This is a genomic window from Paenirhodobacter hankyongi (assembly GCF_003664585.1).
Lineage (GTDB): Bacteria > Pseudomonadota > Alphaproteobacteria > Rhodobacterales > Rhodobacteraceae > Rhodobacter > Rhodobacter hankyongi.
The window spans coordinates 55,201-69,625 of the sequence record NZ_RCHI01000004.1 but is presented as its reverse complement, the minus strand read 5'-3'; the positions used below and the strand labels follow the sequence as shown (position 1 = coordinate 69,625).

Sequence of the window (14,425 nt, the reverse complement as noted above, 5' to 3'; positions counted from 1 at the left end):
ACCGGGCCTCGAATATGAGCGGCAGCCGAATCCGGCAGGTTTGTGTTGCCCGACCGTAGAACGAACCGGAGTAACCGCGATGAAACGCACCTACCAGCCGTCGAAACTCGTGCGCGCCCGCCGTCACGGCTTCCGCGCGCGCATGGCGACCAAGGGCGGCCGTAAGGTCCTCAACGCCCGTCGCGCCAAGGGCCGTAAGGTTCTGTCGGCGTAAGGCCGTACAGATCTGCACGCCATGACACCGCCGGAGGCTCCCGTGACTGACCCACAAGGTCGGGGCGCGGGCAGCGCCCCGGCGGTTTCCGTTTGTCCGGAGACCGCCCCCGCGCCGCGCATCGATGTGCTGCGCAAGCGGGCGGATTTCCTGCGCGCCGCCGCGGCGCTGCGTCAGGGGACCTCGGGTTTCCTGCTGCAGGCCCGTGCGCGCAGCCCGGAGGAAACCGCCCTTCCGGGCCTCGTGCGCATCGGCTTCACCTGCTCGAAAAAGGTCGGCAACTCGGTGCTGCGCAACCGGGCCCGTCGCCGCCTGCGCGAGATTGCGCGACTGGTGCTGCCCGGCCTGGCGCAGCCCGGCTGGGATTACGTGCTCGTCGGCCGCCCCGAGGCGACCATCAGCCGCGATTTCGCCGCACTGCAGGCCGATCTGGCCCGCGCGCTGCGCGACGTCCATTCCGGCCGCGCGCAAAAGGCCCGGCCGCGCAGCGAACCGGCCAAGGGCCGGCGCCGGGGCAAGGGATGAGCCCGCTCGCGCAGATCGTCGCCCTTCCGGTGCGCGCCTACCGGCTGTTCTTCAGCCCCTGGGTCGGCCATGGCTGCCGCTATCAGCCGACCTGTTCGGCCTATGCGCTTGACGCGCTTGAACGGCACGGCGCGCTGAAGGGAGCCTATCTCGCGGCGAAACGGGTGCTCAGCTGCCATCCCTGGGGCGGGCACGGCTATGATCCGGTGCCCGGCGCCGATCCCGAGTTCGACGCGCACCGCCGCTGCAAGGATCATGACCATGCTTGACGACGAAGACGCCCCGATCCACCCGCTGTTCGCCGGCGCCCCCTCCTCGACCGAGTTCAAGAAGCTGCGCAAGCGCATCGTGCGCGAGACCCGCGACGCGATCGAGAAATACGGCATGATCGAACGCGGTGCGCGCTGGCTTGTCTGCCTGTCGGGCGGCAAGGACAGCTACACCCTGCTTGCCGTGCTGCACGAGCTGAAATGGCGCGGGCTGCTGCCGGTCGATCTGCTGGCGTGCAACCTCGATCAGGGCCAGCCCGGCTTCCCCTCGACCGTGCTGCCGAAGTTCCTCGAGGACATGGGCGTGCCGCACCGGATCGAGTATCAGGACACCTATTCGGTGGTGAAGGAAAAGATCCCCGAGGGTCGGACCTATTGCTCGCTGTGCTCGCGGCTGCGGCGCGGCAATCTCTACCGCATCGCGCGCGAGGAGGGCTGTTCCGCCGTCGTGCTGGGCCATCACCGCGACGACATCCTCGAGACCTTCTTCATGAACCTGTTCCACGGCGGGCGTCTGGCGACGATGCCGCCGAAACTGGTGAACGAGGAGGGGGATCTCTTCGTCTATCGCCCCCTCGCCTTCGTCGCCGAGGCCGATTGCGAGCGATTCGCCCGCGCGATGAACTATCCGATCATCCCCTGCGACCTGTGCGGCAGCCAGGAAGGGCTGCAACGCGTTCAGGTGAAACAGATTCTCGACGGCTGGGAGGCGCGCAGCCCGGGCCGGCGGCAGATCATGTTCCGCGCCCTGATGAACGTGCGCCCGTCGCATCTGTGCGACCCCTCGATCTTCGATTTCGCGGCACTGATGCGCGGCGAAGCGCCTGAAACCCCGTCCAAAGCCCCCGGAATCCCGGATTTGCGCGGCTGAATTAACCTTCCGCTGACGTCTTCGGCCTAGCGTGACCGCTGCGGGCGAGTCCCGCGCGGCAGCGGGGGGAAAGGACGATGGGCAGGTTCTGGCAGTTGGGCAGGGGCGGCGCCCCGAGACGCACGCGGATCGGGCCGATCTTCGGCCGCAAGGAACTGTTGCCCTTCCTGCCCGCGATGCTGCTGGCCGGGCTCTGGTTCGGCATCGACGCGATGCTGGTGATCGGCCTCACCGCGCTTGCCGTCGCCTGGCTGACGCGCCCCCTCGCCCCGGCGGCCGAGGGCGCGGGCGGGGATGGCGCCACCGGCCTGCCGCTGCGCCCGGAAAGCGAATGGCTGATGGACGACCTGCTGCGCGAGGCGGAACGGACCGGGCGCCACACCGCCTGTCTGGTGATCGGCTGCGACGAGGCCGCGCAACTGGAACGGCAGCTGCTGCCCGACGAATACGAGACCCTGCTGCAGCTGCTGGCCGACCGGCTGCGCGGCGCGGTGCGCGAGAGCGACCGGATCGGCCGGCTCGGCGGCACCCGCTTTGCGGTGATGCTGCAGCCGACGCAGCGGCAGGACCTCGAAAGCCTGATCCAGCTCGCCGTGCGGCTGCAGGCGGGCTGCGAGGAGCCCTATGCGGTCAAGGGCCGCAACCTCTCGCCCACCATCCATGTCGGTTTCTGCCTGATGCGCCGCGCGCCGGTGCCAAGCGGCGCGGGGCTGATCGCCGCGGCCGAGGGCGCCGCCGACGAGGCGCAGCGCAACGGGCCGAGCGCGATCCGCGCCTTCTCCTCCGAGGTGCAGCGCAGCCAGCGCAGCCGCAGCGCGCTGGCGGCCGAGGTGTTCGAGGCGCTCGAGGCCGGCCAGGTCACCTGCCATTTCCGCCCGCAGCTGTCGACCGACACCGGCGAGGTCTCGGGGATGGAGGCGGTGCCGCGCTGGCTGCACCGTGAACGCGGCATCCTGACCGAGGACGACCTGCTGCCCGCGATCGATTCGGAGGGGCTGCGCGAAAGGCTGGCAGAGGTGATGTTCTATCAGGGCTTCGGCGCGCTGCGCAGCTGGCAGCGGGTCGGCCTGCCGGTGGGCACGCTGTCGATCGGCATCTCGCCCGAGGTGCTGTCGAATCCGAAGATGGCCACCCGGCTGAAATGGGAGCTCGAGCGCTTCGACATCGAACCCGAGCGACTGCGTCTGGTGCTGAGCGGCGGCACGCTCTCGCGCTTCGACGACGAGGTGATCCGCCGCAACCTCAGCCATTGCAGCGCGATCGGCTGCCGGCTGGAGCTGGCCGGCCTCGGCACCGGTGCGGTCCCGGTCAATGCGATCCGCAGCACCGGCGCCGCGCGCGTGCGCATCCATGAAAGCTTCGTGCACGACGTCGACACCGACCCCGACCAGCAGCGCCTTGTCACCGCGATCATCTCGATGGCCGAACAGATCGGCATCGAGACCCTGGCCGACGGCGTCTCGAGCATCGGCGAACATGCGATGCTGGCCCAGCTTGGCGCAACCAACGTGCAGGGCGACGCCATCGCCCCGCCGATGCGCCTCGAGGAAAGCTTTGCCTGGCTCGAGCGCCACGCCGAGAAGCTGGCCGCGACGCCGCGGCTTCAGGGCGGCTGAGCCGGGCGGGAGAACCGTCGCCGGGGCGGGGAAAACCGCGCCCCGCCCGCGGCCCGGGCCCATGGTTTCCTCGTGATTTCGGGGAAAAGCGCTTGACCTTTGGCCGCCCCTTCGATTGAACCACCGCAAACCCGGACCGGCAGGCGGATGGACCCCCATGGATAGCCAGAACAAGAACCTCATCATCGCGACCGTCCTCTCGGCGCTCGTGCTGATCGGTTGGACCTACTTCTTCCCGCCGGAGCCCGCGGCCCCGACGGACGGCGCCCCGGTCGCGCAACAGACCGCCACCCCGGCCGCGCCCGCCGCGACGCCCGAGGCCGTGGCCGGCGCCGTGCTCGACGCCGCGACGGCCGCAGCGCAGACGAGCGACGCGAACGCCCCGCGCATCAGGATCGACACGCCCGCGCTGACCGGCACGATCTCGCTGCTCGGTGGCCGCTTCGACGACCTGTCGCTGAAAAAATACAAGGAAACGCTCGACGCCGACTCGCCGCTGGTGCGGCTGCTCGCCCCGGCGGGCGGCACCGATCTCGGTGCGGCCAAGCCCTATTACACCGTCTATGGCTGGTCGCCCGCCGGCGGGCTCGACCCGGCACTGGTGCCGGGGCCGAAGACGCTGTGGACTGCGCCCGCCGATGCGGTACTGACCCCCGAGACCCCGGTCACGCTGAGCTGGGACAACGGCGCGGGCCTGCGCTTCACCCGCACGATCTCGGTCGATGACAACTATCTCTTCACCGTCGCGCAGGGGGTCGAGAACAACACCGCCGCGCCGGTGCGCCTGGCGCCCTACGGCATCATCGCCCGCCACGGCATCCCGCAGGGCAACCGCGTCTATGTGCTGCACGAGGGTGCGGTGCGGATGACCGACAGCACGCTTGAAGAGATCAAGTACAAGAACCTGACCAAGCTCGACGCCGTCGCCGGCGAGGGCCAGGCCGAACTGACCTCGGCCAGCCAGAACGGCTGGATCGGCTTCACCGACAAGTACTGGATGACCACGCTGATCCCGGCGGACGGGGCCTTCACCTCGGTCATCAAGTACACCCCCGGCGCCGACCTCTATCAGGCCGAGACCCGCCTGCCGGTGATGGAGGTTGCCCCGGGCGCCTCGGCCGTCGCGCAGACCCGCCTCTTCGCCGGCGCGAAGGAGTGGGAGGTGATCAAGCACTATCAGGACGACGCCGGCATCACCCGTTTCGTCGACTCGATCGACTGGGGCTGGTTCTTCTTCCTGACCAAGCCGATGTTCCGCCTGCTGCACTGGCTGCACGGCGCGATCGGCAACATGGGCTGGGCGATCATGTGCCTGACCCTGATCATCAAGGCCCTGGTCTTCCCGCTGGCGCGCAAATCCTACATTTCGATGGCGAAGATGAAGGAACTGCAGCCCGAGATGGAAGCGATGAAAGAGCGCACCAAGGGCAACCCGCAGCAGATGCAGCAGGAGATGATGGCCCTCTACAAGCGCGAGAAGGTCAACCCCGCCGCGGGCTGTCTGCCGGTGCTGCTGCAGATCCCGATCTTCTTCTCGCTCTACAAGGTGATCTACGTCACGATCGAGCTCTATCACGCGCCGTTCATCGGCTGGATCCGTGACCTTTCCGCGCCCGATCCGTCGTCGATCCTGAACCTCTTCGGCCTGCTGCCCTTCGCCACGCCGGAACCGGGCTCGATGTTCTTCATGTTCTCGCTCGGCGTGCTGCCGATCCTGCTCGGCATCTCGATGTGGTTCCAGCAGAAGCTGAACCCGGCGCCGACCGACCCGAGCCAGGCGATGATCTTCGCCTGGATGCCCTGGGTGTTCATGTTCATGCTGGGCAGCTTCGCCTCGGGCCTCGTGCTCTACTGGATCACCAACAACACCATCACCTTCATCCAGCAGTACACGATCATGTCGATGCACGGGAAACGACCCGAGCTGTTCGACAACATCAAGTCGGGCTTCCGCAAGAAGAAGCCGGCCCTCGAGAAACCGAAGAAATGACGGCGCATCTTGCGCATCTCGTGCGCCACCCGATCAAGTCGGTGGGCCACGAGGACATCACGGGCGCGCTCCTCGACGAGGGGCGCGCCATGCCTTTTGACCGGCTCTGGGCGATCTCGCACGAGGAGGCGCGCTTTGACGGGCCGCTGGCCGAATGGGCATCGAAGCGCAACTTCGTGCGCGGCGTCGCAGCCCCCGGGCTGATGGCGGTGACGGCCCGGACGATGGACGACGGCCGGATCGAGCTGACCCATCCCGAGCTGTGGCACCTTGTCGTCGATCCCGACCGGGCCGAGGACCAGGCGAAGCTGATCGCCTGGCTGGCGCCGCTGTGGCCCGCGAACCGCCCTGCCCCGCGCCGGGTCGAGCGTGTGCCGGGCGTGACGCTTGCCGACATGGCTGAACCCTATGTCTCGATCCTGTCACTCGCCTCGCTCGGCGCGCTGTCCGACGCGACCGGCTCGCCGATGTCGCGCCACCGCTTCCGCGGCAATCTCTGGGTCGAGGGCTGGGCGCCCTGGGCCGAGCGCGACCTCGTCGGCCGGCGCCTGCGCATCGGCGCGGCCGAGCTCGAGGTGGCGATGCCGATCACCCGCTGCCGCGCCACCTGCGCCAATCCCGAAACCGGCGCCGAAGACGTCGACACGCTCGCCGCGCTCAGGGCGCTGAACGGCGACACGCTCTTCGGGCTTTACGCGACAGTCACCCGCGGCGGCGAGATCGCGCGCGGCGACACCGTGGAGATTCTCTGATGCAGATGCAGTTCACCCTTGCCCCCGAGCCCGATGATTTCGCCCGCGAGAAGGGCCGGCTGCTGTTTGCCGCCCCCGTCGACTTCCTGAAGGGGGTCGTCGCGATGTCGGGGATGCCGCCCGCCGACCGGGTCGAGGTCTGCTTTGCCGGCCGCTCGAACGTGGGCAAGTCCTCTCTCATCAACGCGCTGACGAACCGCAAGAACCTCGCTCGCGCCTCGAACACGCCGGGCCGGACGCAGGAGATCAACTTCTTCACCACCACCGGCGGGCCCTATCTCGTCGACCTGCCCGGCTATGGCTTTGCCGAGGCGCCGGTGCCGGTGGTGAAGAAATGGCAGGATCTGCTCAAGGCCTATCTCTCGGGCCGGGTGAACCTGCGCCGCGCCTTCGTGCTGATCGACGCGCGCCATGGCGTGAAGAAGGTCGATGACGAGATCCTGACGCTGCTCGACCGCTCGGCGGTGACCTTCCAGGTGGTGCTGACCAAGGCCGACAAGATCAGCCGCACCGAGCGCGAGGCGGTGCTCGAGCAGGTCAAGGGCGCACTGGCGAAACACCCGGCCGCGCATCCCGAGCTGGTCGTCACCTCGTCCGAGAAGGGCGAGGGCATCGACGTGCTGCGCACCATCATCACCACGCTCGAGTGAGCCTTCGCGCGCGGGGCGCTGCGCGGGAAGCCGCCGGGCCTTCGGGCCCTGCCGCCACCCCGCATGTTGCACCGCAGCGGCACGATTGCTAGATTTCCGTCGCCACATCATGCTCCCGGGGCAGAGCCCGCAGCGATGAAAACAGGGACCTCGTTCTGAATTGAAGCTTGTCTGCCACATCGGAACCCCGAAGACGGGGTCGACCTATCTTCAGGGCACGTTTCAGCAGAACCGGGACTGGTTTCTCGAACGTGGCATCATCTATCCGGACCTGCTGTCCCCGCTGGCCAATCACATCACCCTCTTCTACGCCGCGGCAACCTATCTCGACCCCTCGGCGGTCGCCTATGGGTTGCACAGCATGGAGGAGGTCGCGGCCTTCCGTGCCCGGCTCGTCGAGCACATCCGCGCGCAGATCGACGCGGCCCCGCCGCATGCCCATACCATGCTGTTCTCCTCGGAGAACCTGACCGGCAACCTCGGCCGGCATGATGTCCTCAACCTCGCCGAGATGCTCCGCCCGCTCTTCGACGAGGTCGAGATCGTCATTTACCTGCGCCGCCAGGACGATGCCGTGCTCAGCATGTATGGCGAGTTCATGCGGCGCGGCTACAACAACCAGACCTTCGATGCCTTCCTGCAGGGCGCGACCGCACGCCCCGCGGTGCCGCATTTCCTGCAATACCGCGTCTTGCTGGAATTCTGGCTCGAGGCCTTCGGCAAGGATGCCATCCGCGTGCTGCTGTTCGACCGCGCGCAGATGGTCGGAGGTGACGTGCTGACGGATTTCCTCACCCGCATCTTCGACATCACCGATACCGCGGGCCTCGCCCTGCCCGCCGAGGACAACCGCAGCCTGTCCGCTCCGGCGCAGGAATTCCTGCGCCGGATCCAGCCCTTCGTGCCCTTCTATCAGGGCAACAGCATCAACCCGGCGCGCCAGCTTCTCGAGGCACGGATCAACCAGCTTCCCGACCGGCCCCGCCCCTACATGTCGCGCGCGCAGTCCGAACGCGTCCTCGAGCGCTACAGGCAGGGCAACGAATGGGTGCGCCAGACCTTCCTGCCCCACCACCCTGCCCCGCTGTTTCCTGCGCGCCCCGAGCTCGGGGAAACGTCCAATATCGGTGTGATCAGCCTGCAGGACTTTGCCTATCTCAGCGCCTTCATGCTGACCGAGGGCAAGGTCGCGGCTGTGGCGCCTGCGCCGAACGTCGAGGCCTGAGGTTGGGCGAGCCGCGCGCCATGTCAGGCCCCGCGGTTGCCACCCCCCGGCGCGTCGAGGCCTCTCCCGGCACCGAACGCAACGCCCGACCCTCCATCCATCCAGAGCGAGAGACCCAGCCATGACCAATGCCACCACAGAAACGCCCTGGGTGCCGCGTGACCCCGACGGGTTCGTCACGCTGCAGGGCATGGTCCGCACCGAACAGGGGATCTGCACCGAACGCGATCTCTACCTGCGCATCGAAGGGCTGGCAGCCTATTCCGAAGCAGCGGGCCAGGTCAGCCTGGGCGAGGGCGCCCGGCTGATCGCCAACACCTGGTTCAACCTCTTCAACCTCGGAAAATGGCGCTCCCTGTGCGGGCTCGAGGATCTGCACCTGCGCCTCGAGGGGCGCGGCCGGATGGAGCTGAAGGTCTTCGCGGCCTTCCCCGACCGCTCGTGGGAATGCGCGGTGAACGAGGAGATCGTCCTAGAACCGGGCCGGCCGCTGCGCTTCGAGCTGTCGCATGTGCTGGGCATCAGTGACCGCGCCGTCGCCTATTTCGAGCTGCGCGCGCTTGAGGACGGTTGCCTGTTCCTCGATGCCGCCTGGCAGACGCGGCAGGCGCCGCAGCGCAGCCCCGAGCTGATGCTGTCGATCACCACCTTCCGCCGCGAGGAGGCCGTGCAGGCCACCGTGCGCCGGTTCGAGACCTTCCTGCCCGGCTCGAGCCTGCGCGACAGGATCCACCTGACCGTCGTCGACAACGGCCAGAGCGCCGGCATCGAAAGCAGCGCCCATGTCACCGCGATCCCGAACGAGAACCTCGGCGGCTCGGGCGGCTTCGCGCGCGGGCTGCTCGCGGCACAGGACCGGGGCGCCAGCCATTGCCTGTTCATGGATGACGACGCCGCGATCCACATGGAAAGCCTCGAGCGGACCTGGATGTTCCTCGCCTATGCGACCGATCCGGCCACCGCGGTCTGTGGCGCGATGACCATGGCGTCTGCCCGCTTCTCGATGTGGGAAAACGGCGCCGTCTTCGATCACAACTGCAAGCCGCAGTTCCTCGGCACCGATCTGCGCAATGTCGATCAGGTGCTGGCGATGGAATACGAGACCACGCGCAAGCCGCCGGCGAATTTCTATGGCGGCTGGTGGTATTTCGCCTTCCCGGTCGACCAGGTGGTGCACGAGCCCTTCCCCTTCTTCGTGCGCGGCGACGACATCAGCTTCAGCCTGGCGAATCCGTTCCGCATCGCGCGGCTGAATGGCGTCGTGTGCTTCCAGGACGCCGATTTCTCCGACAAGGAGACGCTGCAGACGCTCTATCTCGATCTGCGCAGCCACCTCGTCCATCACCTGACCCAGCCCGGCCTGGCGCTGAGCGCGCGCGGCGCGCTGCGCATCCCGGCCTGGTTCTTCGCCCGCAGCCTGGTGCAATGCCATTACGAGACGCTCGCGGCGCTGAACCTCGCCTTCGAGGACGTGATGAAGGGGCCCGAATTCTTCGCCGAGAATGCCGACATGGCCGAGCGCCGCGCCACCATCGGCGCGCTGCGCCATGACGAGACCCTGCGCGACGACACTCCCCACGCGCCCGACCGGATCCGGTTCCACATCCGCCGTCGCTGGGCGGCGCTGGCGATGCTCGCCACGCTGAACGGCCACCTGATCCCGTTCTACCGGCTGTTCGGCAACCGCGTCACCCTGACCACCAGCCAGCGCGGCCAGCTTGCCCCGATCTGGGGCGCGGCACAGATCACCTGGCGCGACGAGAAGACCGGCAAGTCCTTCACCATGGTGCATTCGAAGCGCCGCGCCTGGAAGGAGACGAAACGCTTCCTGAAGAACGCCCGCGTCTTCCTGCGCGATTACGACAAGATCCGGGGCGAGTGGCGCGCGGGCTATGACCGCCTCGCCACCGAGACCTTCTGGCGCAAGCGGCTGAAGCTCGACACCCGGGACTGAGGCTCGAGGTCCGGGGGCCCTGCCCCCGGACCGGCAATCACAGACCGTATTCCCGGCGCAGCTCCGCGATGAATTCGGGCAGCCCCGGCGTTTCGGAGAAACGGGGATCCTGCGGCGAAATCAGACGCAGGACGGCGCGGTTGGCCTCGTCTTCCGGGATCGGCCGCTCCTGGCGCAGGGCCTCGAGGTCGCGGAAGAACGGCGTGCGCCCGGTCAGAGTCTCGAGATAGGCCTCGATCGGCGCAAAGGCATCGGCCAGCGCCGCCCGCGCCGCAGCCCCGAAAAGCTCGACCTCGGCATTGGCCGGCACCGCCTTGTGCTTGCGCATCTCGATCAGGAACTGGCGCAGCACCTGCGCCCCCTGCGGCGCGAGCACACCGTTGCCCCGGCGCGCGATTTCCAGCGCCGCACTCGGGATGCTGGGGTTCGAATCGTCCCGCGGCATCCGGCAATTGCTGAAGTCCACCGAGACCGTCCGGGTGAAATCGAGAACCGAGCCCCCGGCCTCGACGATCTCCTCGTAGGGCCGGACATGCAGCCGGGCCTCGGGGCTGCGCTCGACCCAGGGCGCCAGCATCAACCGATAGTCGAAATGCACGGTGCTGAAATAGGCCTGCGTGCCGCCGGCGCTGAGACGCGGGATCTTCTGCCCGAACTTCAGCCGCTGACCGTGCCACGACACGATGTAATCGTCCGGGCGGCGCAGCGCGCAGTAGATCTCTGCCGGCCTGGCGCCGAGGATGTCATAAAGCTCGTCGATCAAAGTCGGATCGGCCTTGCCGAAATTCGCCATCACTTCCGAGCAGACGACCATCGTATGCGGCTTGAGATAGGCCTTCTGGTTGCGCAGGAAGGCCCGCATCTGCTGCAGCGACGGGATATCGGTCAGGAAGGGCGGCACCCGCCCCTTGTTGTCCTTCACCCGGGACGCAAGCATCCGGAAGGCCAGCGAATTGTGTGGCTCTCGGGCGTTGATCGACAGCGTCCGGTCGAATTGCTCGGCGCCGAACAGGCTGCTTGCCAGCATGTAGCTGAGACCGTCGCTTTCCGTCGCGGGGTAAAGCACCCCCTCCCGCGCGAGGGGGATGCTGTTCACGGCAAGAAACTGCTGCAAGGAGGTCGAGCCGACCTTGTGATGGCCGATATAAAGGATGAGTTTCATACGCCTGCTGGCCTTGTCCTTGAAAATAGCTGAGCGAGACATGACGCGGGATCTGAGCCTTGCCCCGATGCGGCGCCCCGTCCGCCCAATCACCTGCAACGCTCCGGGCCGATGAATGGCCACGCGCACCGCACCGTCGCGCGCTGCGCCCGATGGCGCCCCCGCGGCCCCGATGACCGCCGTCCGCGCACCCGTGCCCGTTGCATCGGCACCACTCCGCTCAGAGCGGCGCCGCGACGAAGGCGGGCATCGCGGTTCCCTCCTGCGCATGCGTCAGGAAGGCACGTGCGGCATCAAGCGCCTCGCGGATCGTCACGTCCATGTCGAGATAGCGATAGGTGCCCAGCCGGCCGACGAAGGTCACGCCCGGCTCGGCCTCGGCGCGCGCCACATACTCGGCCAGAAGCGCCTTCTCCTCGACCTGGCGGATCGGGTAATAGGGGATGTCCTCGGGCTCGCAGGCGCGCGAGAACTCGCGGTAGCACACCGAGCCCTCGTGGCTTTCCCAGGGGGCGAAATGCTTGTGCTCGGTGATCCGGGTATAGGGCACCTCGACCTCGCCGTAGTTCATCACCGCGCAGCCCTGATAATCGCCCTGATAGCTGAAGCGCTCGAAATCGAGGGTGCGATAGCCGAGCCGACCGAGTTCGTAATCGAACCAGCCATCCAGCGGCCCCGAGTAGAAGACGTGGTCATACGCCCCCGCCTGGTCGCGGCTGAACTGGGTGCCAAGCCGCACCTCGATCGCCGGATGGTCGAGAATGCGCTCGATCATCGCGGTATAGCCGTTCTCGGGCATGCCCTGGAAACGGTGGAAGAAATAATTGTCGTCATAGTTGAAGCGCACCGGCAGCCGCTTCAGGATCGAGGCCGGCAGCGCGGAGGGCTGCACGCCCCATTGCTTGATCGTGTAGCCCTTGAAGAAGGCCTCGTAGAGGTCGCGGCCGACGAAGCGCAGCGCCTGTTCCTCGAAGGTCTGCGGATCGGCGATCGTGGTGTCGGCCTGCTCCTCGGTGATGAAGGCGCGGGCCTCGTCGGGGCGCAGGGTCTTGCGGAAGAACTGGTTGATCGTGTGCAGGTTGACCGGCAGCGAGAACACGCCAAGCTCGCCCTGCGGATCGCGCGAGGTGGTCTTCACCCGGTTCTTGTAGGGCTGGAAGGTCTCGAAGCGGTTGACGTAGTCCCAGACCTCGGCATCGTCGGTGTGGAAGATGTGCGGGCCATAGACATGGACCATCACGCCGGTTTCCGCGTCGCGTTCGGTGTGGCAGTTGCCGGCCACGTGATCACGTGCATCGACGATGGTGATCCGGTGCCCGGCCTCGGCCAGATGACGCCCGATCACCGCACCGGACAAACCGGCCCCGACAAGAAGAATATGCACGAAAAGCCTCCAAAACCGTCTCGGCGCACCCTACCAACAGCGCCCGGGGGAGGGCAATGGCACTCGGCATCTCTCCGCCCGCGCTGCGCCATCCCCCGCCAGTTTCGGCTTGACGGCAGCGGGCCAGTGCCGGAGTGGCTAATTCCAGAGAGACGGATGGCGGAGACGGAATGACGCACGCGGCAAGGACAGAGACATTGGCGGCCGTGGTCGTAACCTTCAACCGGCTCGGCAAGCTGCAGGTGACGCTGGCGCGGCTGCTTGCCAGCCCGGCCGAGGAGCTGGCGCAGGTGGTGGTGGTCGACAACGCCTCGACCGACGGCACCGCGGACTGGCTGGCGACGCTCGACGATCCGCGGCTCACCGTGCTGCGCGAGCCGGTCAACAGCGGCGGCGCCGGCGGTTTCGCCCGCGGCATGCGCGAGGCCGTCGCCCGCTTCGACCCCGACTGGCTGGTGCTGATGGATGACGACGGCTCGCCCGTGCCGGGTGCACTCGCCGCCTTCCACGCGCTCGACAAGACCGACGTCGACGGCATCGCCGCCGCGGTCTATTTCCCCGACGGCACGATCTGCGAGATGAACCGCCCCTCGCGCAACCCGTTCTGGCACGGGCGCGAGTTCCTGCGCACGATGCGCGGCGGGCGCGGCGGCTTTCACCTGACGCCGGCGGCCTATGCGCTCGACCGGCCGAGCCCGATCGACGTGACCTCCTTCGTCGGCTTCTTCATCTCGCGCGCCGGGATCGCGCGGGCGGGCTATCCCGATCCGGACCTGTTCATCTATGGCGACGACGGGCTTTACACGCTCGGGCTGACGGCGAAGGGCGGGCGGATGTGCTTCGAGCCGCGGATCCGCTTCGAGCACGACATGGGTACCTTCTCGGGCCAGCAGCGCGGCGAGTTCCGGCCGCTGTGGAAGGCTTATTACTATCACCGCAACCTGCTGCTGCTCTATCGGCTGGCGGCGGGGCCGATGTTCTGGCCGGTGCTCCTGGTGATCTTGCCGAAATGGCTGATGAAGGCGCGGGCGCATGCCGGGGCGCGCGGGCGCTTCACCGCCCTGATCGGGCGCGCGATCCGCGACGGGCTGACCGGGCGGCGCCATGTGCCGCATGCCGAGGTCCTGCGCTGGAGCGGCGAAGACTGAGCTACCTCAGCCCAGCATCAGTTTGCGGTGATACTCGATGGCCGCTTCGAGATCGTCGAAGACGCTCAGCCGGCCGTGGTCGAGCACGATGCCCGCGCTGCACATCTCGCGCACCTGCGCCATGTCGTGGCTGACGAGGATCGCGTCCGAGCTCTTCATCCGTTCGCGGAACACCGCCTGACTTTTCGCGCGGAACGCGGCGTCGCCCACCGCCGTCACCTCGTCGATCAGGTAAGTGTCGAAGCGGATCCCCATCGACACGCCGAAGGCCAGCCGCGAGCGCATCCCCGAGGAATAGACCCGGATCGGCTCGTAGAAGAAATCGCCGAGCTCGGCGAAATCCTGCACGAAGGCCATCAGCTCGTCGGTGTCGACGCCGTAGATGCGGGCGATGAAACGGGTGTTCTGCGCCCCGGTCAGCTCGCCGTGGAAGGACCCGCCGAAGCCCACCGGAAAGGAAATCGTCCCGTCCGAGGTGATGCGGCCGTGATCGGGGCGCATGGTGCCCGCGATCAGCTGCATCAGCGTCGACTTGCCGGCACCGTTGCGCCCGAGCAGCGCCAGCGACGAGCCGGTGGGCAGCGTCAGGTTGAGATTGTCAATCACCACCCGGCGCTCGCCCTGCACCCAGAAGCTCTTGGTCAGGTTCTCGAAGCGGATCATGG

General features: G+C 67.5%; 14 protein-coding genes. 11 read left to right on the top strand and 3 right to left on the bottom strand.

The window, feature by feature from the left end; translation table 11 throughout:
• Nucleotides 1-79: 79 nt before the first annotated feature.
• From rpmH to DYS74_RS05315, 10 genes are all read left to right on the top strand, one after another.
• Nucleotides 80-214, top strand: a complete 135-nt coding sequence (gene rpmH / locus DYS74_RS05360; protein ID WP_076483939.1) for a 50S ribosomal protein L34 — start codon at nt 80-82, stop codon at nt 212-214.
• A gap of 21 nt (nt 215-235) precedes the next feature.
• Nucleotides 236-739, top strand: coding sequence for a ribonuclease P protein component (rnpA, locus tag DYS74_RS05355; protein WP_121531682.1), 504 nt, complete (start codon nt 236-238; stop codon nt 737-739).
• Complete coding sequence (gene yidD, locus DYS74_RS05350) at nt 736-1,008, top strand: membrane protein insertion efficiency factor YidD (protein WP_121531680.1); 273 nt, start codon at nt 736-738, stop codon at nt 1,006-1,008. Before rnpA ends, yidD begins: the two co-directional genes overlap by 4 nt.
• On the top strand, nt 1,001-1,879 hold the full coding sequence (gene ttcA, locus DYS74_RS05345; RefSeq protein ID WP_121531678.1) for a tRNA 2-thiocytidine(32) synthetase TtcA: 879 nt from the start codon (nt 1,001-1,003) through the stop codon (nt 1,877-1,879). The genes yidD and ttcA overlap by 8 nt, the downstream gene beginning before the upstream one ends.
• A 77-nt stretch (nt 1,880-1,956) precedes the next feature.
• The gene (locus DYS74_RS05340; RefSeq protein ID WP_121531676.1) at nt 1,957-3,495 is read left to right on the top strand and encodes a bifunctional diguanylate cyclase/phosphodiesterase; all 1,539 of its coding nucleotides are present in this window, start codon (nt 1,957-1,959) and stop codon (nt 3,493-3,495) included.
• Between the two features lie 157 nt (nt 3,496-3,652).
• On the top strand, nt 3,653-5,485 hold the full coding sequence (gene yidC, locus DYS74_RS05335; protein ID WP_121531674.1) for a membrane protein insertase YidC: 1,833 nt from the start codon (nt 3,653-3,655) through the stop codon (nt 5,483-5,485).
• On the top strand, nt 5,482-6,237 hold the full coding sequence (locus tag DYS74_RS05330; protein ID WP_121531672.1) for an MOSC domain-containing protein: 756 nt from the start codon (nt 5,482-5,484) through the stop codon (nt 6,235-6,237). Before yidC ends, DYS74_RS05330 begins: the two co-directional genes overlap by 4 nt.
• Nucleotides 6,237-6,887, top strand: a complete 651-nt coding sequence (gene yihA, locus DYS74_RS05325; protein ID WP_121531670.1) for a ribosome biogenesis GTP-binding protein YihA/YsxC — start codon at nt 6,237-6,239, stop codon at nt 6,885-6,887. The genes DYS74_RS05330 and yihA overlap by 1 nt, the downstream gene beginning before the upstream one ends.
• Nucleotides 6,888-7,047: 160 nt before the next feature.
• Nucleotides 7,048-8,112, top strand: coding sequence for a hypothetical protein (locus DYS74_RS05320; RefSeq protein ID WP_121531668.1), 1,065 nt, complete (start codon nt 7,048-7,050; stop codon nt 8,110-8,112).
• A 121-nt stretch (nt 8,113-8,233) separates the two neighbouring features.
• Complete coding sequence (locus tag DYS74_RS05315; protein WP_121531666.1) at nt 8,234-10,066, top strand: glycosyltransferase; 1,833 nt, start codon at nt 8,234-8,236, stop codon at nt 10,064-10,066.
• Nucleotides 10,067-10,103: 37 nt separating this feature from the next.
• On the opposite strand, the gene DYS74_RS05310 is transcribed toward DYS74_RS05315, so the two are convergent.
• Together DYS74_RS05310 and glf are read right to left on the bottom strand one after the other, a co-directional pair.
• The gene (locus DYS74_RS05310) at nt 10,104-11,228 is read right to left on the bottom strand and encodes a hypothetical protein (RefSeq protein WP_121531664.1); all 1,125 of its coding nucleotides are present in this window, start codon (nt 11,226-11,228) and stop codon (nt 10,104-10,106) included.
• Nucleotides 11,229-11,448: 220 nt separating this feature from the next.
• Complete coding sequence (gene glf, locus DYS74_RS05305; RefSeq protein ID WP_121531662.1) at nt 11,449-12,612, bottom strand: UDP-galactopyranose mutase; 1,164 nt, start codon at nt 12,610-12,612, stop codon at nt 11,449-11,451.
• Nucleotides 12,613-12,782: 170 nt separating this feature from the next.
• On the opposite strand from glf, the gene DYS74_RS05300 reads away from it, so the two are divergent.
• Nucleotides 12,783-13,760: a glycosyltransferase gene (locus DYS74_RS05300; protein WP_121531660.1), complete on the top strand. Its 978-nt coding sequence runs from the start codon at nt 12,783-12,785 to the stop codon at nt 13,758-13,760.
• A gap of 6 nt (nt 13,761-13,766) precedes the next feature.
• Here DYS74_RS05300 and DYS74_RS05295 read toward each other — a convergent pair whose 3' ends face one another.
• Nucleotides 13,767-14,423, bottom strand: a complete 657-nt coding sequence (locus DYS74_RS05295; RefSeq protein ID WP_121531658.1) for an ABC transporter ATP-binding protein — start codon at nt 14,421-14,423, stop codon at nt 13,767-13,769.
• Between the last annotated feature and the right edge of the window lie 2 nt (nt 14,424-14,425).

Excerpts from the sequence above, each read along its gene's own strand:
- rpmH (WP_076483939.1), top strand. The coding sequence starts at position 80 with ATGAAACGCACCTACCAGCCGTCGAAACTCGTGCGCGCCCGCCGTCAC.
- rnpA (WP_121531682.1), top strand. The coding sequence starts at position 236 with ATGACACCGCCGGAGGCTCCCGTGACTGACCCACAAGGTCGGGGCGCG.
- yidD (WP_121531680.1), top strand. The coding sequence starts at position 736 with ATGAGCCCGCTCGCGCAGATCGTCGCCCTTCCGGTGCGCGCCTACCGG.
- ttcA (WP_121531678.1), top strand. The coding sequence starts at position 1,001 with ATGCTTGACGACGAAGACGCCCCGATCCACCCGCTGTTCGCCGGCGCC.
- DYS74_RS05340 (WP_121531676.1), top strand. The coding sequence starts at position 1,957 with ATGGGCAGGTTCTGGCAGTTGGGCAGGGGCGGCGCCCCGAGACGCACG.
- yidC (WP_121531674.1), top strand. The coding sequence starts at position 3,653 with ATGGATAGCCAGAACAAGAACCTCATCATCGCGACCGTCCTCTCGGCG.
- DYS74_RS05330 (WP_121531672.1), top strand. The coding sequence starts at position 5,482 with ATGACGGCGCATCTTGCGCATCTCGTGCGCCACCCGATCAAGTCGGTG.
- yihA (WP_121531670.1), top strand. The coding sequence starts at position 6,237 with ATGCAGATGCAGTTCACCCTTGCCCCCGAGCCCGATGATTTCGCCCGC.
- DYS74_RS05315 (WP_121531666.1), top strand. The coding sequence starts at position 8,234 with ATGACCAATGCCACCACAGAAACGCCCTGGGTGCCGCGTGACCCCGAC.
- DYS74_RS05310 (WP_121531664.1), bottom strand. The coding sequence starts at position 11,228 with ATGAAACTCATCCTTTATATCGGCCATCACAAGGTCGGCTCGACCTCC.
- DYS74_RS05300 (WP_121531660.1), top strand. The coding sequence starts at position 12,783 with ATGACGCACGCGGCAAGGACAGAGACATTGGCGGCCGTGGTCGTAACC.
- DYS74_RS05295 (WP_121531658.1), bottom strand. The coding sequence starts at position 14,423 with ATGATCCGCTTCGAGAACCTGACCAAGAGCTTCTGGGTGCAGGGCGAG.